General features: G+C 70.6%; 16 protein-coding genes. 14 read left to right on the forward strand and 2 right to left on the reverse strand.

Annotation, left to right across the window (positions count from 1 at the left end; translation table 11 throughout):
• Positions 1-23: 23 nt before the first annotated feature.
• Positions 24-1,064, forward strand: a complete 1,041-nt coding sequence (gene pheS / locus CEP17_RS14620; protein WP_036317769.1) for a phenylalanine--tRNA ligase subunit alpha — start codon at positions 24-26, stop codon at positions 1,062-1,064.
• Complete coding sequence (gene pheT / locus CEP17_RS14625) at positions 1,064-3,589, forward strand: phenylalanine--tRNA ligase subunit beta (protein ID WP_039416624.1); 2,526 nt, start codon at positions 1,064-1,066, stop codon at positions 3,587-3,589. Before pheS ends, pheT begins: the two co-directional genes overlap by 1 nt.
• A 19-nt stretch (positions 3,590-3,608) precedes the next feature.
• On the opposite strand, the gene CEP17_RS14630 is transcribed toward pheT, so the two are convergent.
• Positions 3,609-4,739, reverse strand: coding sequence for an AAA family ATPase (locus tag CEP17_RS14630; RefSeq protein WP_112932746.1), 1,131 nt, complete (start codon positions 4,737-4,739; stop codon positions 3,609-3,611).
• A gap of 59 nt (positions 4,740-4,798) precedes the next feature.
• Between CEP17_RS14630 and CEP17_RS14635 the strand changes: the two genes are divergently transcribed.
• The 11 genes from CEP17_RS14635 to CEP17_RS14690 all read left to right on the forward strand — a co-directional run bounded on the left by CEP17_RS14635 (position 4,799) and on the right by CEP17_RS14690 (position 17,304).
• Positions 4,799-5,569 carry an ABC transporter ATP-binding protein gene (locus CEP17_RS14635; RefSeq protein WP_112932747.1) on the forward strand — a complete coding sequence of 257 codons (771 nt, stop codon included), beginning with the start codon at positions 4,799-4,801 and terminating at the stop codon, positions 5,567-5,569.
• The gene (locus CEP17_RS14640; RefSeq protein ID WP_112932748.1) at positions 5,551-7,131 is read left to right on the forward strand and encodes a hypothetical protein; all 1,581 of its coding nucleotides are present in this window, start codon (positions 5,551-5,553) and stop codon (positions 7,129-7,131) included. The genes CEP17_RS14635 and CEP17_RS14640 overlap by 19 nt, the downstream gene beginning before the upstream one ends.
• Positions 7,128-8,108 (forward strand): NAD-dependent epimerase/dehydratase family protein, encoded by a 981-nt coding sequence (locus CEP17_RS14645; protein WP_112932749.1) that lies wholly within the window; start codon positions 7,128-7,130, stop codon positions 8,106-8,108. Before CEP17_RS14640 ends, CEP17_RS14645 begins: the two co-directional genes overlap by 4 nt.
• Before the next feature lie 220 nt (positions 8,109-8,328).
• The gene (gene argC / locus CEP17_RS14650) at positions 8,329-9,378 is read left to right on the forward strand and encodes an N-acetyl-gamma-glutamyl-phosphate reductase (RefSeq protein WP_112932750.1); all 1,050 of its coding nucleotides are present in this window, start codon (positions 8,329-8,331) and stop codon (positions 9,376-9,378) included.
• Entirely contained in the window at positions 9,375-10,532 is a 1,158-nt protein-coding gene (gene argJ, locus CEP17_RS14655) for a bifunctional glutamate N-acetyltransferase/amino-acid acetyltransferase ArgJ (protein ID WP_036287164.1), read from the forward strand. The genes argC and argJ overlap by 4 nt, the downstream gene beginning before the upstream one ends.
• A complete protein-coding gene (gene argB, locus CEP17_RS14660) occupies positions 10,529-11,431 on the forward strand; it encodes an acetylglutamate kinase (RefSeq protein ID WP_112932751.1) in 903 nt (300 codons plus the stop codon). The genes argJ and argB overlap by 4 nt, the downstream gene beginning before the upstream one ends.
• Positions 11,428-12,708: an acetylornithine transaminase gene (locus tag CEP17_RS14665; protein ID WP_275427298.1), complete on the forward strand. Its 1,281-nt coding sequence runs from the start codon at positions 11,428-11,430 to the stop codon at positions 12,706-12,708. Before argB ends, CEP17_RS14665 begins: the two co-directional genes overlap by 4 nt.
• Complete coding sequence (gene argF / locus CEP17_RS14670) at positions 12,705-13,628, forward strand: ornithine carbamoyltransferase (protein WP_036317792.1); 924 nt, start codon at positions 12,705-12,707, stop codon at positions 13,626-13,628. The genes CEP17_RS14665 and argF overlap by 4 nt, the downstream gene beginning before the upstream one ends.
• A gap of 25 nt (positions 13,629-13,653) precedes the next feature.
• Complete coding sequence (locus tag CEP17_RS14675) at positions 13,654-14,742, forward strand: DUF418 domain-containing protein (RefSeq protein WP_112932752.1); 1,089 nt, start codon at positions 13,654-13,656, stop codon at positions 14,740-14,742.
• Between the two features lie 431 nt (positions 14,743-15,173).
• The gene (gene argH, locus CEP17_RS14685) at positions 15,174-16,610 is read left to right on the forward strand and encodes an argininosuccinate lyase (RefSeq protein WP_112932753.1); all 1,437 of its coding nucleotides are present in this window, start codon (positions 15,174-15,176) and stop codon (positions 16,608-16,610) included.
• A gap of 46 nt (positions 16,611-16,656) precedes the next feature.
• Positions 16,657-17,304, forward strand: coding sequence for a SatD family protein (locus CEP17_RS14690; protein ID WP_112932754.1), 648 nt, complete (start codon positions 16,657-16,659; stop codon positions 17,302-17,304).
• A 17-nt stretch (positions 17,305-17,321) separates the two neighbouring features.
• Here CEP17_RS14690 and CEP17_RS14695 read toward each other — a convergent pair whose 3' ends face one another.
• Complete coding sequence (locus CEP17_RS14695) at positions 17,322-17,915, reverse strand: hypothetical protein (RefSeq protein WP_112932755.1); 594 nt, start codon at positions 17,913-17,915, stop codon at positions 17,322-17,324.
• A gap of 90 nt (positions 17,916-18,005) precedes the next feature.
• Between CEP17_RS14695 and tyrS the strand changes: the two genes are divergently transcribed.
• Entirely contained in the window at positions 18,006-19,337 is a 1,332-nt protein-coding gene (gene tyrS, locus CEP17_RS14700) for a tyrosine--tRNA ligase (RefSeq protein WP_112932756.1), read from the forward strand.
• Positions 19,338-19,348 lie beyond the last annotated feature (11 nt).

Here is a 19,348-nt window from a genome sequence, read left to right on the forward strand (position 1 = left end):
GCCCCCCGGTAGACTCCTCTCTTGTGTCTGACGCACCCGAGATCACTCCAGAGAACGTCGATGCCGCCGTCGTCGACGCGCTTTCAGCCATCGCCGCGGCAGGCTCGACGATCGAGGTGAAGGCCGCGCGCGCCGCTCACGCCGGCGAAGGCTCGCCCCTGGCGCGGCTGAACGCGCAGCTGCGGCATGTGCCGAACGATCAGAAGGCGGCCTTCGGCAAACTGGTGGGGCAGGCGCGCGCTCGTCTCACGCAGGCCCTCGCCGCCCGTGAGGAAGAGCTCGCCGCTGCGGAGTCCGCGGCCCAGCTCGAGTCCGAGCGCATCGACATCACCGCCGTCTCACCGCGGACGCGTGTCGGGGCTCGGCATCCGGTGTCCCTGCTGCAGGAGGAGATCGCCGACCTGTTCGTCGGCATGGGGTGGGAGATCGCCGAGGGCCCCGAGCTCGAGCACGAGTGGTACAACTTCGACGGCCTGAACTTCGACATCGATCACCCGGCACGCCAGCTGCAGGACACCTTCTTCGTCGACCCGATCGCGCGACACCTGGTGCTTCGCACGCAGACCAGCCCGGTGCAGATGCGATCGATGCTCGAGCGCGACGTGCCGATCTACGTGCTCTCGCCCGGGCGCGTGTATCGCACCGACGAGTTCGATGCGACCCACCTGCCGGCCTTCCACCAGTTCGAAGGTCTCGTCGTCGACAAGGGCATCACGATGGCGAACCTGAAGGGCACGCTGGATCACGCGGCGAAGGTGCTGTTCGGCGCCGAGGCGAAGACGCGCTTTCGCACCAACTACTTCCCCTTCACCGAGCCGTCGGCAGAGCTGGATCTCTGGCACCCCACCTTCAAGGGCGGCCCGCGTTGGATCGAGTGGGGCGGATGCGGAATGGTCAACCCGAACGTGCTGCGCGCGGCCGGGATCGACCCCGAGGTCTACTCGGGGTTCGCGTTCGGAATGGGCATCGAGCGCACGCTGATGTTCCGCTCGGACGTGCAGGACATGCGGGACATGGCCGAAGGCGATGTCCGTTTCAGTGAGCAGTTCGGAATGGTGGTCTGATGCGCGTCCCTCTGTCGTGGCTGCGTGAGTACGTCGAGCTTCCCCAGGACGCCACGACCGACGATGTCTTCGCGGCGCTCGTGTCGGTCGGCTTCGAGGAGGAAGAGGCGATCGGCTTCGAGATCAGTGGACCGGTCGTCGTCGGCCAGGTGCTCTCCTTCGACGCAGAGCCGCAGTCCAACGGCAAGACGATCCGGTGGTGCCAGGTGGACGTCGGTGCGGCGAACGGCGGCGTCCGTGGCATCGTCTGCGGCGCGTCGAACTTCGTCGAAGGCGACAAAGTCGTCGTCTCGCTGCCCGGCGCCACCCTGCCGGGGCCCTTCCCCATCTCCGCGCGCAAGACCTACGGTCATGTCTCGGACGGCATGATCGCCTCCGCGCGCGAGCTCGGGCTGGGTGACGAGCACAACGGCATCCTGCGGCTCGTCGAACTGGGCCTGGACCCCGAGGTCGGCACCGACGCGATCGCTCTGCTGGGCCTCGACGACGTCGCCGTCGACATCAACGTCACTCCTGACCGTGGCTACGCCCTGTCGATCCGCGGGATCGCCCGCGAATACTCGCACGCGACCGGTGCCGCCTTCACCGACCCCGCCGCGCACGCGTGGGACGACGTGCAGCCCGGCTCGGGGTTCGCCGTCGTCGTGGACGACCGTCTGCCGCTGCGCGGACGCGTCGGAGCCAGCGAGTTCGTGGCCCGCGTGGTCCGCGGCGTCGATCCGACTCGGCCGACGCCGCCCTGGATGGTGGCGCGGTTGACCCTCGCCGGTATCCGCTCGCTCGGCATCCTGATCGACATCACGAACTACGTCATGCTCGAGCTCGGCAACCCCATCCACGGGTACGACCTCGACAGACTTCAGGGCGGCATCACGGTGCGCCGCGCGCACGAGGGCGAGAAGCTGACCACCCTCGACGGCAAGGAGCGCACGCTCAGCGCCGAGGACCTCCTCATCACCGACGACTCCGGCCCCATCGGTCTCGCCGGTGTGATGGGGGGCGGCACCACCGAGATGACGGATTCGACGCGCAATGTGCTCGTCGAAGCCGCGATCTTCGACCCGGTCACGATCGCCCGCACGGCACGCCGTCACAAGCTGCCGTCGGAGGCCTCGCGTCGTTTCGAACGCGGAGTGGACCCGCTCCTGCCGTTCGTGGCGGCCCGTCGCGTCGCCGACCTCATGGTCGAGCTCGCCGGCGGCACTCTCGACGCCGACCTCGGGGGTGCGCTGTTCGGCGAGGTCTTCGTGGGCGGCATCGAGCTGCCGCGCGCCTTCGTACCGCAGCTGATCGGCGTCGACTACACGGATGCCGAGATCACCGACGCCCTGGAGATGGTGGGCTGCGAGGTGCTGCCGGGCGACGAGCTCGATGGTGCGACGGACGGCTGGCACGTCATTCCCCCGACGTGGCGTCCTGACCTCACCGACAAATGGACGCTCGCCGAGGAGGTGGCCCGTATCCACGGGCTCGAGCGCATTCCGTCGGTGTTGCCCACGCCGCCCTCCGGCCGCGGCCTCACGTCTGTGCAGAAGGGGCGGCGCCGGGTGGCCAACGCGCTCGCCGCTGCCGGCTTCGTCGAGACGCCCTCGTTCCCGTTCTCCACGGCGGAGGCGAACGCCCTGCACGGGTCGGCGTCGGGGGAGCCCGTGGCATCGGTCAAGCTCGCGAACCCGCTCGACGGTCAGGCGCCGTACCTCCGCCGCTCCCTCGTGCCGGGGCTGCTGCAGGTCGCGCACCGCAACCAGTCACGCGGCTTCGGCGACCTCGCCCTGTTCGAGACGGGACTCGTGTTCACCCCGGAAGAGGGCGTGACGTATGGAACCGACACTGTACCGCCGTTGGCGGTGCGCCCGGACGACGAGACGATCGCCGCGTTGAACGCCGCCCTGCCGCCGCAGCCGCGCCACGTCGCGGTGCTGCTGACGGGTGACATGGTCGCCAAGCAGCCCGGTCATGCTCCGATCCCGGTCGACCTCTCGGACGTCCTCGGCGCGGTCCAGACCATCGCCGCCGGAGCGGGAGTGCGCATCGAGGTCGCCCAGGGGCAGCGCGCCGCGCTGCATCCCGGCCGCGCGGGAGTGCTGACGGTCGCCGGTGACGAGGTGGGCTACGTGGGCCAGGTGCTGCCGCAGGTGGCCGCCGACGCGGACCTGCACGGGGAGGTCTACGTCGCCGAGCTCGATCTCGACCGCGTGCTGCGCCGTGCCGGTGCCCCCGACGTGGCGCCATCGCTGTCGGGGTACCCGGCGGCGACCCAGGACGTGTCGCTGGTCGTCGGCGAAGACGTGGTCGCGGGCGACGTCGAGTCGGCGTTGCGCGAGGGTGCGGGCACGCTGCTGGAGGCGGTCCGACTCGTCGACGACTACCGCGGAACGGGCCTCGTCGAAGGTACGAAGAGCCTCACCTTCGCTTTGCGCTTCCGCGCGCCGGATCGCACGCTCACGGCCGCCGAGGCCACCGACGCGAAGCTCGCCGGAGTGGCCGTCGCCGCGGAGCGCTACGCGGCGAGCATTCGCGAGTAGCCGGGGGTTCGCGGTTCGTTCACCGCGACCCCCAATGCCACGCGGGTACCTCCATGAACCCCTGCCCGACCACGGCCGTGCCGTTCTGATCCTTGCGGAGCTCGACGCGCGCTGCGGCGGGCAGCGCCTCGACCAGCTCCCGCGCGTGCGAGACGACGAGCACCTGCGTGTGCGCGGCGGCGCGCTGGATCAATCGGGCCAGCGGCGTCAGCAGTGACACGTGCAGACTCGCCTCGGGCTCGTTGAGCACCAGCAGCGGGGCGGGCCGCGCCGGGAGCAGGGCCGCGCACAGCAAGAGGTAGCGCAGCGTCCCGTCCGACAGCTCGGCGGCATCCAGCGGACGCAGCAAGCCGTTCTGGTGCAGGACGAGGCGAAACAGGCCCTCGCTCGACTCGATCTCGACGCGAGAGCCCGGAAAGGCGTCACGGACGGCGCGTTGCAGGGCATCGCCGTGGCCGGCATCCACGATCGTCGCCCACGTGGCTGCCAGGGTTGCCCCGTCGTGCGACAGCGTCGGAGTCCGGGTGCCGACCTGCGGTCGGCGGGCCGGGGCCTGCGCATCCACGCGGAAATGGTCGTAGAAGCGCCATCCGCTCATCGTGCGCCGCAGCGCCAGCAGTTCGGGCGCCGTGTCACCGTCGGCAAGATCGGTCACGATGCTCTCGTAGGGCGCGAGGCGCTGGTCGAGGTCGGTCCATCGACCGTCGCGCACGCGGGTCGCGTGCCGTCGCCGGTCGATCAGCAGCGCTGCGGGCTTCGCCACAGGGCCGGCGAAGACCTGCTCGCGCTTGATCTCGGGGTCACGGGCGAACGGGTTGGCGACGGAGGGGTCCGATTGCGGGATGCCGAGGTCGATGAGGTAGCCGAGTTCGTCCGAGGAGAAGCCCAGCATCAGGGCGATCGGTCCGCGGCGCACCGTGCCTTGGGTGCCGCCGTTCTCCGGACCCGCCCAGAGCACGGACGACAACCCGCCTTCGCGCGCCACGGCGCCGACGACCTCGCCGCGCGCCGAGGCTGCGAGAAGACGCAGAGCGCGGTAGAGGTTGGACTTGCCCGACCCGTTGGGGCCGGTGACCACGGTGAGCCCGCCCAGGGGCACCACGACATCCCGGAGAGAGCGATAGCCGGCGACGGCGAGGGTCTGCAGCATGCGGTCATGGTGCCAGAGCCTTCCGACACCCCGCAGAGGTCGGGCTAGGCTCGGTGGGGATGACTGATACGCAGATGGTCCCCGCCCTGCAGCTCGCAGGCCTCGTGAAGCGCTTCGGAGACAAGACCGCGGTCGGCGGCGTCGACCTGAACGTTCCCGCCGGCTCGTTCTACGGGCTGGTCGGGCCCAACGGGGCCGGAAAGACGACGACACTGTCGATGGCCACCGGCCTGTTGCGACCCGACGCCGGCGGCGCCTGGGTGCACGGCGTCGACGTGTGGGCCGACCCCGTGCGCGCCAAAGCCCTCATCGGCAACCTCGCTGACGGCGTTCGTCTGTTCGATCGGCTCACGGGCGAGCAGCTCATCACCTACACGGCGATGATGTTCTCGGTGCCGCGCGATCAGATCGCGCCTCGCGTGGCCGACCTGATCGCTCTGATGGACCTCGGCGAGGCCGCCGGAACGATCGTCGCCGACTACTCCGCGGGCATGACGAAGAAGGTCGCGCTTGCGTGTGCACTGGTGCACGCGCCGCGTCTCCTGGTGCTCGACGAGCCGTTCGAATCGGTCGACCCGGTCTCGGCGGCCAACATCGAGGACGTCTTGCGCTCCTACACGTCCTCGGGCGGCACGATCATCATCTCCAGCCACTCGATGGACCTCGTGCAGCGTATGTGCGACCACGTCGCCGTCATCGCGGCCGGTCGCGTCCTGGCCGCCGGAACGGTCGACGAGGTGCGCGCGGGTGAGAGCCTGCAGGACCGTTTCCTCTCGCTCGTGGGAGGTCGCCACACGTCGGAAGGACCGCAGTGGTTGCGACAGTCCTGAGGCTGAGGTACCGCATCCTCGGCAACACCCTCGCGCGTCGCCCCTGGCAGCTGGTCGGCTTCTGCTTCGGCATTCTCTGGGCGCTCGGCATCCTCACGTCCGTGGTCGCGGGCCTCGTCGCCGTCGCGGTGTTCCAGAGTCTGGACGGCGCGCGCGCCGTCGCCATCATCGGCGGATCGGCACTGCTGCTGGGCTGGGTGCTGGGCCCCGTGCTCGTCACGGGCATGGACACGACGGTGGATGCCGACAAGCTCGCTCCGTTCCCGCTCAGCACGCGGCAGATCATGCTGGCCCTCACCGCCACCGGTCTCACCGGCATCCCCGGCATCGCCACGTCGATCGCGGCGCTCGCGACGCTCGCACTCTGGTTCCGGTGGCCGCTCGCCGCGGGCACCGCGCTTGTGTGCGTCGCTCTGGCAGTGCTGACGTGCGTCGTGGCGTCGCGGCTCGTGTCTGCGCTCTCACGCGGGGTGGGGGGAAACCGACGCGGGCGCGAGTTCATCGGCACGATTGTGCTCGTCCTGCTGATCATGGCCGGTCCCATCGTGACCGGCACGCTCGCCCTGACCTCGACGGCCGGCGTCCGCGAGCGCATTCCGCAGATCGCGGGCGTGCTCGGATGGACGCCGATCGGCGCCGCGTGGGCCGTTCCCGCTGACGTCGCGGCCGGGCAGTGGGCGGCTGCGGCCGCGCGTCTGCTCATTGCGGTGGCGACCCTCGGCGTGCTGTGGCTGCTGTGGGCCCGCGTGCTTCGCGGTGCCGTGACCGCGCCCCGGCAGCGAAGCGCCAAGGTCGCCCGCTCGGGAGCGCTCGGGCTGTTCGGGCGAATGCCGACCGGGGGCGTCGGAGCGACGTGGGCGCGGTCGCTGACGGCCTGGCTGCGCGACCCGCGATACCTGCGACAGCTCTTGATCGTGCCGCTGTTCCCGCTGCTGTTCGCGTTCACGGGCGGCATCGACGGCTTCATGTTCTCCGGCTCCGCGGTGCTCGTAGCCCTGGTGCTGTGCCTCGCCGGCTACACGGACGTCTCCTACGACGGCACGGCTTTCGCGTCGGTGCTCGCAACCGGCATCCGCGGGCGCGACGATCGTCTCGGCCGCATGCTCGGGGCGGCGAGCATCGGCATCCCGCTCGTCGTCCTGCTGGCGGTGGTCACGACGGCGGTGAGCGGGCGTCTCGCGCACCTGCCCGGCATCCTCGGGGCCTCGCTCGGTCTGGTCCTCGGCGGCTACGGCGTCTCGGCGGTGTCGTCCGCGCTGCTCGTGACGCCGGTCGCCGCGCCGGGCGACAGCCCGTTCAAGAGCGTGCCCGGCCAGACGTTCCTGACCGGCCTGCTCGTGTTCGTCGTGATGGGCGCCTGCCTCGTCATCGGAGCGCCGGCCATCGCGTTCGCTGTCGCGGGCTTCATCACGGGTGCGCCGGTCTGGGGATGGGTGGCGCTCGTGGTCGGCATCGTCGTCGGCGGCGGTGCCGCCGCCCTGGGGGTGTGGCTCGGCGGACGGACGCTGGATCGCACCGGTCCTGACCTTCTCCAGCGCATCAAGGCTTTCCCGACGACATGACCGATGTTCTGATCCTCGGCGGGACCGGATGGCTGTCCGGGCGCATCGCGGAGCGCTGGCGGGATGCCGGTGCCGCCGTGACGGTACTCGCCCGCGGCGGCCGCGATGCGCCGGCCGGCACCCGGCTGGTCGTCGCCGATCGGGAGCGCGACGATGCCTACACCGCCGTCGCGGATCGCGAGTGGGACGAGGTCGTCGACATCTCCTCCACCGCCGACCACGTGCGTGCCGCGACCGCCGTGCTCGCGGAGCGGACGCGGCACTGGACGTACGTGTCGAGCGTCTCCGCCTATGCGACAGACGACGTGGCGGGCGCCGACGAGTCCGCCGCCCTCGCCGTCGCCGCCGAACCCGGCGACCCGTACGACTACCGGCGCGAGAAGGCCGCCGCCGAGCACGCCGTGCGGGCGGCGCTCGGTCACCGCGCGGCCGTGGTGCGCCCGGGGCTCATCGTCGGCCCGGGTGACCCCACCGATCGCTTCGGCTACTGGGTCGCCCGCTTCGCCGCCGCGGCGGCCGAGCCCGTGCTGATTCCCGACGCTCCCGGCGCGCGGGTGCAGGTGATCGACGTCGACGACCTGGCCGATTTCGTGGTCGTGGTGGGCGCGGCGCACTTCACCGGTGCGGTCAATGCCGTCGGCGACAGTCTTCCGCTGGAGGCGGTGCTCGCCATCGCTCGCAGCGTCGCCGGTCACACCGGCCGCCTCGTCGGGGCCTCCGCGCCGTGGCTCGTCGCGCACGGCGTGGGGTACTGGGTGGGGGAGCGATCGCTGCCGCTGTGGCTGCCCGACGACGTGCCCGGTTTCGCGACTCGCGCCAATGGCACCTATCGCATTCTCGGCGGACGCCACAGGCCGCTGGAGGACGTGCTGCGGCGCGTGCTCGCCGATGAGCGCGAACGGGGACTGGACCGTCCCCGCTCCGCCGGGCTCACGCGCGCCGACGAGCGAGAGCTTCTCGATGCCCTTGCGCAGTGACGGCATCGATTTGCGGCGACGACGCGCCGCGCGATAGCGTCTCCGCATGCACGCCGCCGCTCCCGTCACCGTTGCCACGGTGCTGCGCGCGCGCCGACGTCAGGACGGCCGCCGACTCTAGGCGACCCCGCGAGCTCCCTGTCGTCGTGACGGGTCGAGTCGCCGGTGTCGCCGCTTCGAGCCCACCGTTTGCCGACTCACGTCACAATAAGGTTGAACAATGACCCTTTCGGTCGCCGTCTCCGGCGCTTCCGGCTATGCCGGCGGCGAGATCTTGCGCCTCCTCGCCGCCCATCCCGACGTCCACATCCGCACCGTCACCGCGCACAGCAACGCCGGCGATGCGCTCATCCAGCATCAGCCCCACCTGCGTTCGCTGGCCGACCTCACCCTGCAGCCGACGACGCCCGAGGTGCTCGCGGACCACGACGTGGTCTTCCTCGCGCTCCCGCACGGCCAGTCCGGTCAGTACACCGACGCGCTCGCCGAGACGCCCCTGGTCATCGACGCCGGTGCCGACCACCGTCTGACCTCGCCGGCGGCGTGGGACGCGTTCTACGGCGGCGCCTTCCACGAGCCGTGGACCTACGGTGTGCCGGAGCTGATCGTCGGCGCCGGCGGGCAGAAGCAGCGTGAGCACCTCGTCGGCGCCTCCCGCATCGCCGCCCCGGGCTGCAACGCCTCCACGGTGGCGCTGAGCCTCGTCCCCGGCGTCGCGGCTGGCGTCATCGACGCCCGCGACATCGTCAGCGTGCTGGCCGTGGGGCCCTCCGGGGCGGGTAAGAGCCTGAAGACGAACCTTCTCGCATCCGAGATCCTCGGCACCGCGAACCCGTATGCCGTCGGCGGAACGCACCGCCACATTCCCGAGATCCAGCAGGCGCTCACGGCGGCCGGCGCTTCCGAGGCCCGCATCTCGTTCACGCCCGTGCTGGTGCCGATGGCTCGCGGCATCCTGGCCACGTCCACCGCGCCGATCGCGGACGGCGTGACGGATGCCGAGATCCGTTCGGCCTGGGAGAGTGCGTACGGCGGCGAGACGTTCGTTCACCTGCTGACCGAGGGGCAGTTCCCCCGCACGGCGGACGTTCTGGGCGCCAACACCGCCCTCGTCGGACTCGCGGTCGACCGCGCCGCGAACCGCGTCGTCGTCGTGACGGCCGTCGACAACCTCGTCAAGGGCACCGCCGGTGCCGCCATCCAGTCGATGAACATCGCCCTGGGCCTTCCGGAGGCCACGGGCCTGACCGTGAACGGAGTGGCACCGTGAGCGTCACCGCCCCTGCAGGATTCGCCGCCGCCGGCGTCGTGGCCGGTCTCAAATCGACCGGCAGGCCCGACGTCGCCGTCGTCGTCAACCGCGGCCCGCTGAAGGTCGGAGCCGCCGTGTTCACCAGCAATCGTGCCAAGGCCAACCCGATCCTGTGGTCGCAGCAGGCCATTCAGGACGGCACTGTCGAGGCGATCGTGCTCAACTCGGGCGGCGCCAACTGCTTCACCGGGGCGTTCGGCTTCCAGACCACTCATCAGACGGCTGAGAAGGCCGCCGAGCTGCTGAGCATCAGCCCCGGCGACGTGCTCGTGTGCTCCACCGGGCTCATCGGCACGGGCGACGAGGTCTTCCGCGGCAAGGTCCTTGCCGGTACCGAGGCGGCGATCTCCGCCCTCTCGGACGACGGCGGCGACCACGCGGCGCGCGCCATCATGACGACCGACACCGTACCCAAGACCGCTGTCTTCGCCGGTGACGGGTGGACCATCGGGGCGATGGCCAAGGGTGCGGGGATGCTCGCTCCGGGCCTTGCCACGATGCTCGTGGTCATCACGACCGACGCGGTGCTGTCGGCCGACGAGGCCGATGCGCATCTGCGCGCCGCCACCCGGGTGAGCTTCGACCGACTCGACTCCGACGGCTGCATGTCGACCAACGATCAGGTGACGCTGATGGTCAGTGGCGCGAGCGGCGTGACGCCCGACGCGGACGCGTTCCGTGCGGCTCTCGTCGAGGTGTGCACGAGTCTCGCTCGGCAGCTGCAGGCCGACGCCGAGGGCGCCAGTCACGACATCACCATCCGCGTCGTGGGCGCGGCATCCGAAGACGACGCCGTCGAGGTGGGCCGCTCGGTCGCACGCAACAACCTCTTCAAAGCCGCGATCTTCGGCAACGACCCCAACTGGGGCCGGGTTCTGGCGGCGATCGGCACGACGCAGGCGGCCTTCGACCCGTACGCCGTGGACGTGAGCTTCAACGGGGTGCGACTGTGCAGCGCCGGCGCCCCCGACCGCCCGCGCGAGGAGGTCGACCTTACGCCGCGCGCGACGGACGTGCTCATCGACCTCAAGGAGGGCGACGCGGCGGCGACGATCTTCACGAACGATCTGACGCACGACTACGTCCACGAGAACAGCGCGTACAGCTCATGACCGAGAAGATCCAGCACACCACCCCTGAAGAGGCCGCCGAGAAGGCCGCCGTCCTCATCGAGTCCCTGCCGTGGCTGCAGCGCTTCCGCGACCAGATCATCGTCATCAAGTACGGCGGCAACGCGATGGTGTCCGAAGAGCTGCAGGATGCGTTCGCGCAGGACATCGCCTACCTTCGGTTCGTCGGCGTCAAGCCGGTCGTCGTGCACGGCGGCGGCCCGCAGATCTCGCAGATGCTCGACCGGCTCGCCATCCCCAGCGAGTTCAAGGGCGGATACCGGGTGACCTCCACCGAGGCGATCAGCGTCGTTCGGATGGTGCTCACCGGCCAGGTGAATCCGCAGCTGGTCGGGCGCATCAACGCGTTCGGCCCCTTCGCCGTCGGTGTGTCTGGCGAGGACGCGGGGCTCTTCCAGGGCCGGCGGCGCGGTGTGGTGATCGACGGGACCGAGCACGACCTCGGCGCCGTCGGCGATGTGGTCCGTGTCGACCCGCAGCCGGTGCTCGACCAGCTCGCCGCCGGTCGCATCCCGGTGGTCTCGTCGATCGCGCCCGACCTGGACAACCCCGGGCAGTCGCTGAACGTCAACGCGGATGCGGCGGCGGCGGCTCTGGCCATCGCGCTGGGCGCGGCGAAGCTCGTCGTGCTCACCGATGTCGCGGGCTTGTACGCCGACTGGCCGAACCGCGACTCGTTGGTCTCGCATCTGACCGCCGACGAGCTGCGCGCGATGCTGCCGCGGCTGGAGTCGGGCATGATCCCGAAGATGCAGGCGTGCCTCGACGCCGTCGACGGCGGCGTCGACACGGCGGCGATCATCGACGGACGCCAGCCTCATTCGGTGCTGGTCGAGGTCTTCACGGAACAGGGAATCGGAACAGAGGTGGTGGCGCGGTGAGCGGCGTACAGGAGCAGACGACGGCAGCGACGATGTGGCAGGAGGACGCCGGGCGCGACCTCGTCCGCAACGCCGGCGACCGGATGGCTCTGTTCGTCCGCGGCGAGGGGTCGTCGCTGTGGGACGCGGACGGACGCCGCTACCTCGATTTCCTCGGCGGCATCGCCGTCACCTCCCTCGGTCACGCTCACCCCGTCTTCGTGGAGGCCGTGTCGCGCCAGGCCGCGACGCTGTCGCACGTGTCGAACTTCTTCGCGACGCCGCCGCAGCTGGCACTGGCAGCCGAGCTCAAGCGCCTCACGGGCGCGGGCGACACCGGACGCGTCTACTTCGCCAACTCGGGAGCCGAGGCGAACGAGGCCGCGTTCAAGCTCGCGCGCCTGCACGGAGCGGTGACGGATGCGCGTGCCGCGCGCCCCCGCATCCTGGCACTGAAGGACGCGTTCCACGGGCGCACGATGGGCACGCTCGCCCTCACCGGCAAACCGTACATGCAGGCACCGTTCTTGCCGATGGTCCCGGGCGTCGAGTTCCTCGACTCGACCGTGGAGGCCCTCGAGGCCGCGATCGGCGACGACGTGGCGGCCCTGTTCGTCGAGCCGATCAAGGGTGAGGCCGGTGTCGTGCCGCTGCCGGAGGGGTACCTCGCGGCAGCGCGTGAGATCACCGCGCGTCACGGTGCGCTGCTGATCGTCGATGAGATCCAGACGGGTGCGGGTCGAACCGGCGCCTGGTTCGCCTTCCAGCACGAGGGGATCACGCCCGACGCGATCACGGTCGCCAAGGGCATCGGCGGCGGCTTCCCGATCGGCGCGCTCATCACGTTCGGCGCCGCCAGCGACCTCTTCTACCCGGGCACCCACGGGTCGACCTTCGGGGGCAATCCGCTTGCGACGGCGACCTCCCTGGCCGTGCTCGGTGAGATCGATCGCGCGGGGCTCGTCGCCAACGCCGCCGTCCGCGGCGAGCAGCTGCGTGCCGCGATCGATCAGATCGACTCGGTGCTGATCGACGGATGCCGCGGGCGCGGTCTGCTGCTGGGCGTCGCGCTGCGGCATCCCGTCGCCGGTGCCGTCGTGGCCGCCGCGCAGCAGCACGGTCTCATCGTCAACGCCGCCAATGACAGCACGATCCGCATCGCGCCCGCGCTGACGATCGGCGACGTCGAGATCGACGAGTTCATCGACCTGTTCACCCGTTCCCTCGCGACCGTCGCCGACGCCCTCGTGCTCGATGCGTCCGACACCCACCCCTCGACCCCGGAGGCCTCCGCATGACCCGCCATCTGCTCCGCGACGACGACCTCAGCCCGGCCGAGCAGGCCGAGATCCTCGATCTCGCGGTCTCGCTCAAGAAGGACCGCTGGAAGCTGAAGCCCCTCGAGGGCCCGCAGACCGTGGCGGTGATCTTCGACAAGAGCTCGACCCGCACGCGCGTGTCGTTCGCGGTGGGTATCGCCGATCTCGGCGGCTCGCCCCTGGTGATCTCGACGGCGAACAGCCAGCTCGGCGGCAAGGAGACGCCCTCCGACACCGCGCGCGTTCTGGAGCGGCAGGTCGCCGCGATCGTCTGGCGCACCTACGCGCAGGCGGGGCTCGAGGAGATGGCGCGCGGCACGACCGTGCCGGTGATCAACGCGCTCAGCGACGACTTCCACCCCTGCCAGCTGCTCGCCGATCTGCTCACCATCCGCGAACACAAGGGTGAGCTGAAGGGGCTGACCCTCACGTTCTTCGGCGACGGCACCTCGAACATGGGCCACTCCTACGTGCTGGCCGGCGTGACGGCGGGGATGCACGTGCGCGTCGCCTCGCCCGCCGCCTACGCTCCTCGCGCCGATGTCGTCGCCGACGCCGAGCGGATCGCTGCGACCACAGGAGGCTCGGTCACGCTCTTCACCGATCCCGCCGCGGCCGCCGCCGGCTCCGACGTCATCGTCACCGACACCTGGGTGTCGATGGGCAAGGAGGAGGAGAAGATCCAGCGCGTCCACGACCTCGGCGGGTACAAGGTCACGCAGGCGACGATGGAGCTCGCCGATCCGGACGCGATCTTCATCCACTGCCTGCCCGCCGACCGGGGCTACGAGGTGGATGCCGAGGTCATCGACGGACCGCAGAGCGTGGTCTGGGATGAGGCGGAGAACCGACTCCACGCCCAGAAGGCTCTTCTGGTCTGGCTGCTGCGTCAGCAGTGACCCGGATGCGGACGGCGGGACGACGATGACGGCCCTCCGTCCGCTCCGAGCGCGCACGCTGGATGACGCGGGCCGGCTCGCCGGCGTCGATCTCGCGCGGGGCCTGGCCGTCTTCGGGATGTTCGCCGCGCACCTGCTGGTGACCCCGCACTTCGATGCGGCGCAGCCTGCGACCTGGGTCGATCTCGTCAACGGGCGGTCTTCGATCCTGTTCGCGACGCTCGCGGGGGTCTCGATCGCTCTGATGAGCGGCGCGCGGGCGAGCGCGGGCAGCAGCCCCGCGTCGGGCCGGACGCTCGTCGTCGCGCGGCGCCGACTGGTCGTGCGTGCGGTGATCATCTGGGGCATCGGGATGCTGCTGAACGCGACGGGCGTGCCGGTCTACGTGATCCTGCCGGCGTACGGCATTCTCTTCCTCCTCGCGGTGCCGCTGCTGCGCCTGTCGGCATCCACCCTCTGGGTGCTCGCTGCCGTCGTCGGTGTCGGCGCGCCGTGGCTGCTGCCGCTCGCAGATCGGGTTCTCGTGGCCGCCGGGCCCGTCGGCGGTGATCTCGTTCTGCTGCTGGGCTGGCACTACCCCTTCCTGCTGTGGGCGGCCTTCCTGATCGCGGGCCTGGCAGCCGCACGCTCCGACCTGCGCTCCCCGCGCACTCTCGTCGCGCTGGCCGTCGGTGGTGCGGCGTGCGCGATCGCGGCGGCCGCGGCATCCACGGTCATCGACGTCGACGAGGATTCCTTCCTCGGACGTGTGCTGGCCGACGGCGCCCACTCCGGTGGCATGCTCGAGGCGGTCGGGTCGGGCGGCTTCGCGCTCGCCGTCGTCGGCCTGTGTCTGCTGATCTGCCGCACGCCCGCGCGCATCGTGCTGCTGCCGGTGCGCGCGGTGGGGTCGATGCCGCTGACCGCATACGTCGGCCAGATCGCGGCGTGGGCCGTGTGGGCGTCGTTCGCTCTGGGCGACGTCGGAGATCTGTCGGGCTTCCGCGCCCTGCAGCCGTTCTGGCCGTTCGTCGCGGCGACGCTCGTGTTCTGCACCGTGTGGGCGCTCCTCCTCGGCCGTGGTCCCGTCGAGCGCGCCGTGGCATACGCCACGCGGGTCGTCATCCCCGGCTGAGCTGCTCAGCGGCGGCGGGAGCAGCGTCGCGCCGCGGCGCCGCAGTCGCAGCGGTAGTGGCAGCTCCCAGATCACCGCCGCCGTCACGTGGGTGAATAGGACGCCGGGGACCGCTCGTGTCGCATCCGCTTGCGCGGCGCGCTGGATCGTCAGACGCAGACGGGCGCCTTCGTTCGCCGCCGGCGGACGCGATCGCACGCCGCGGAAGGGCGTGGCCAGGTCGCGTGCGCGAATCCGGCGCGGTGACACCCCGGCATCCATTGCCTGCGCGACGGAGAACGAGTCCGGAAGGCTATCGGGCAGCGGCGACGGGCGACGACTCATCATCGCAGGATGGCGCTTCTCTTCGTGCGCGACCTCCTCGGGCGACCGGATCTGTGCACACCTGGCGTGCAGCGGAGTGTCGGTGCGGCGCTCGCTAGGCTGGTGCGGTGAGCGAAACGACACCGCACGGCACGAACGACGGCGCACTCTGGGGGGCACGCTTCGCGTCGGGACCCTCACCCGAGCTCGCGACCCTCAGCCGTTCCACCCACTTCGACTGGGTGCTCGCGCCCTACGACATCGCCGGGTCGCACGCGCACGCGGCGGCGCTCGCGGCCGCCGGGTATCTCACCGCCGACGAAGAGGCACGCATGCACGCGGGGCTCGATGCCCTGGCGGCGGCGGTCGCCGACGGCTCACTGGTCGCCCAGCCGGCCGATGAGGACGTCCACGGCGCTCTGGAAGCCGCTCTCATCGCCGAGGTCGGTCCGGCGCTCGGCGGCAAGCTCCGCGCGGGTCGCAGCCGCAACGACCAGATCGCCACCCTCGTGCGGCTGTACCTTCTCGATCACGCGCGCGTGATCGCCCGCGATCTTCTTCGGGTCATCGACGCCATCGTGTCGCAGGCCGAGGCGCACGCGGAGGCCATCATGCCGGGCCGCACCCACCTGCAGCATGCGCAGCCGATCCTGTTGGCCCACCACCTGCAGGCGCATGGCTGGCCCCTCGTCCGCGACCTCGAGCGCCTCCGCGACTGGGCGGCGCGCGCGTCGGTCTCGCCGTACGGCGGGGGAGCGCTCGCCGGTGCGACCCTGGGCCTCGATCCCCAGCTGGTCGCCGATCGGCTGGGCCTCGCCCGGCCGGCGGAGAACTCCCTCGACGGCACGAGCTCGCGAGACGTGGTCGCCGAGTTCGCCTTCATTGCAGCGATGATCGGCGTTGATCTCTCCCGTTTCGCGGAGGACATCATCATCTGGAACACCCGCGAGTTCGGCTTCGTCACGCTCGACGACGGCTACTCCACGGGCTCCAGCATCATGCCGCAGAAGAAGAATCCCGACATCGCCGAACTCGCTCGGGGCAAGGCGGGCCGCCTGATCGGCAACCTGTCGGGTCTTCTGGCGACGCTGAAGGCCTTGCCGCTGGCCTACAATCGCGATCTGCAGGAGGACAAGGAACCGGTCTTCGATTCGGTCCTCACGCTCGAAACGGTGCTGCCCGCGTTCGCCGGCATGGTGGCGACGATGCGGTTCGACACGGCGCGCATGGCCGGCTTGGCCCCGGCCGGGTTCTCGCTGGCGACGGATGTGGCCGAGTGGCTCGTGAAGCAGGGCGTGCCTTTCCGCGATGCGCATGAGATCTCCGGGTCGCTGGTGCGTGCGTGCGAGGAGCGTGGAATCGGCCTCGAGGATGCCGACGACGCTCTGCTCGCGGAGGTGTCGACGCATCTGACCCCGAGCGTCCGCGAGGTGCTGACGATCGAAGGTTCGGTCGCGAGCCGCACCGGCGCCGGCGGCACGGCCGGTATCCGTGTGTCCGAGCAGCGTGCCGAGCTCATCGCCCGCTCGCAGAGCGCCGCACGGAGCCTGATCGATCTCGAATAGCAGCTAATAACTGATATCTTGCCAATATCAGCGATATGCTTCTTCCATGAACGTTGCGGTGATCGCCGACATCGTCGGATCGCGGAGTCTTCCCGATCGGGCTGCCGCCCAACGCGCTCTGGAAGAGACGATTGCCCGTGCGGAACGTGACGTTCCGCTGGCCGAGCGCCCCCTCACCGCCACGGTGGGGGACGAGCTGCAGGGCGTATACCCGTCTCTGGATGCCGCCATGGCGGCCCTGCTGCTGGTGCGGCTCGCGTTGCCCGACGATCTCGACTGTCGCTTCGGCATCGGGATCGGGGCGCACCGCGACGTCCCCTCCCGGGTGGGCACTCTCGCCGAGGGGCCGGGGTGGTGGGCCGCGCGTGAGGCGATCGATGCCATCCACGCCGCGCAGGCGCGCACCATCCCGGGCGCCCGCACCTGGGTCGTCGCCGATGCCGGCGCGACGGTGGATGTCCGGATCGCCAATGCGTATCTCCTCGCTCGGGACCAACTCGTGACCGCGATGACGGCGCGCACTCGGCGACTCGCCTACGGCCGGATGCTCGGTGCGACGCAGTCGGAGCTCGCGGCCGCGGAGGGCATCACCCAGTCGGCGGTGTCCCAGGCCCTCGGCGCCGCCGGAGTCGCCGCCCTCGTCGAGGGATACGCGCAGCTGCGCGCGGACGCGTCGCCGACGTCCGAGGTCTGAGCCGCGCGGCGATCACCTCACCAGACCGCGAGCCAGACGACCCCCGCGACGGCGCACGCCCACAGCAGACTCGCCATCGTGCCGACGATGAACCTCTCGCGCGCGGCCGGTGTGGCCAGCTCCGTGAATCGTCCGACGCCCTTCAATGCCACGACGATGGCGACGGCGCCGGGGAAGCCGGCGAGGATGCCGAGGGCCGCGCACGCCCGCTCGAGGTAGCCGATCGTCGTGCCGCCGCGCAGGATCTCCTCTTCGCGGACCGCTGCGCTGTCGCGACCGGACATCATCTCGACGAGGATGCCGCCGCGTGGACCCTCCGCCGTGCGGCCGCCGTCGGCGATCGTGAGCACCCAGCGGGTGAACGGGTTGCCGCCGACGATGGCCAGCGCGGTGCCGAGGACGGCCAGCACAGCCGAGGCCAGGACGGGAAGGCGCGCCGGCAGGATGCTGAGAGCGACGAGCGCGAGCAGGACGATCGCCGCCGCGGCGATCAGAACCGGGCCCCGCGGGCGCCGCAGGGAGATCACGACGAGGATCAGGGCCGCGCACAGCGCGATGAAGAGCACGATGACGCCGATCAGCGTGACGATCGCCTGGGTGTCGGGATCCATGTCGTCAGTCTCCCACGGCGTCCTGACGTCGCAGCGGCGGCGCCACCGGCATGATCGGGGCGCGGCATCGGCCGCTGATAACCTGGGCGCGTGTCTGAAACCGTCTCCGTGAGTGCTCCCGCGCCCGCGCGTGCACTGGCTCCCGCCAACGACCCCTCGTTCGAGAACGTCTGGGACGAGATCGTCTGGCGAGGCCTGGTGCACGTGTCCACCGATCAGGACGCCCTGCGCGTTCTGCTGGCCGGCGAGCCCATCACGTATTACTGCGGCTTCGACCCGACGGCACCGAGCCTGCACCTGGGAAACCTCGTACAGCTGCTGCTGATGCGCCGTCTGCAGCTGGCTGGTCACCGCCCGCTCGGTCTCGTCGGCGGATCGACCGGACTCATCGGCGATCCCCGGCCCACGGCGGAGCGGACTCTCAACACGAAGGACACGGTCGCCGAGTGGGTGGGCAACCTGCGTGCCCAGGTCGAGCGCTACCTGAGCTTCGACGGCGACAACGCCGCGCGCATGGTCAACAACCTCGACTGGACGGCGCCGATGAGCGCCATCGACTTCCTCCGCGAGATCGGCAAGTACTACCGCGTCGGCACGATGCTGAAGAAGGATGCCGTCGCCGCGCGCCTGAACTCCGAAGCGGGCATCAGCTACACCGAGTTCAGCTACCAGATCCTGCAGGGGATGGACTACCTCGAGCTGCACCGCCAGTACGGCTGCGTGCTGCAGACGGGCGGGTCCGATCAGTGGGGCAACCTCACCAGCGGCACCGACCTCATCCACCGCGTCGAAGGGGTGTCGGTGCACGCCATCGGCACGCCCCTGATCACCAACAGCGACGGCACGAAGTTCGGCAAGAGCGAGGGCAACGCGATCTGGCTGGATGCCGAGATGTGCAGCCCGTACCGGATGTACCAGTTCTGGTTGAACACCGACGACGCCGATGTCATCGAGCGACTGAAGATCTTCACCTTCCTGACGCGCGCAGAGATCCAGCAGTACGAGGAGACGGTCGCGGCGGAGCCGTTCCGCCGTGCCGCGCAGAAGCGTCTCGCGCTCGAGGTGACGACGACCGTGCACGGGCCGGAGGCCACGGCCGCGGTGATCGCGGCATCCGAGGCCCTCTTCGGTGCCGGCGATCTCGGCGCCCTGGATGCCGCCACGCTGCGCACCGCGTTGGAAGAGCTGCCGCACGCGACGATCGTGGGGGGCACCACGGTCGCGCAGGCGCTGGTGGAGACGGGACTGTGTGCGAGCCTCAGCGAGGCACGGCGATCGATCGCGCAGGGCGGCGTCAGCCTCGACGGGACCAAGGTCGACGACGAGTCCGCCGCCATCACGGGGGCGCTGCCGGGCGGAGTCGCGGTGCTGCGCCGCGGCAAGAAGACGCTCGCCGGGCTCTTCGTCGCACCTGCGGCCTGACCCGGCTCGAC

It is taken from the genome of Microbacterium sp. PM5, from assembly GCF_003293595.1.
Lineage (GTDB): Bacteria > Actinomycetota > Actinomycetes > Actinomycetales > Microbacteriaceae > Microbacterium.

Bases quoted from the DNA above. Each gene is read 5' to 3' on its own strand.
- pheT (WP_039416624.1), top strand. From the start codon at position 1,064: ATGCGCGTCCCTCTGTCGTGGCTGCGTGAGTACGTCGAGCTTCCCCAG.
- CEP17_RS14630 (WP_112932746.1), bottom strand. From the start codon at position 4,739: ATGCTGCAGACCCTCGCCGTCGCCGGCTATCGCTCTCTCCGGGATGTC.
- CEP17_RS14635 (WP_112932747.1), top strand. From the start codon at position 4,799: ATGACTGATACGCAGATGGTCCCCGCCCTGCAGCTCGCAGGCCTCGTG.
- CEP17_RS14645 (WP_112932749.1), top strand. From the start codon at position 7,128: ATGACCGATGTTCTGATCCTCGGCGGGACCGGATGGCTGTCCGGGCGC.
- argC (WP_112932750.1), top strand. From the start codon at position 8,329: ATGACCCTTTCGGTCGCCGTCTCCGGCGCTTCCGGCTATGCCGGCGGC.
- argB (WP_112932751.1), top strand. From the start codon at position 10,529: ATGACCGAGAAGATCCAGCACACCACCCCTGAAGAGGCCGCCGAGAAG.
- argF (WP_036317792.1), top strand. From the start codon at position 12,705: ATGACCCGCCATCTGCTCCGCGACGACGACCTCAGCCCGGCCGAGCAG.
- CEP17_RS14675 (WP_112932752.1), top strand. From the start codon at position 13,654: ATGACGGCCCTCCGTCCGCTCCGAGCGCGCACGCTGGATGACGCGGGC.
- CEP17_RS14690 (WP_112932754.1), top strand. From the start codon at position 16,657: ATGAACGTTGCGGTGATCGCCGACATCGTCGGATCGCGGAGTCTTCCC.
- CEP17_RS14695 (WP_112932755.1), bottom strand. From the start codon at position 17,915: ATGGATCCCGACACCCAGGCGATCGTCACGCTGATCGGCGTCATCGTG.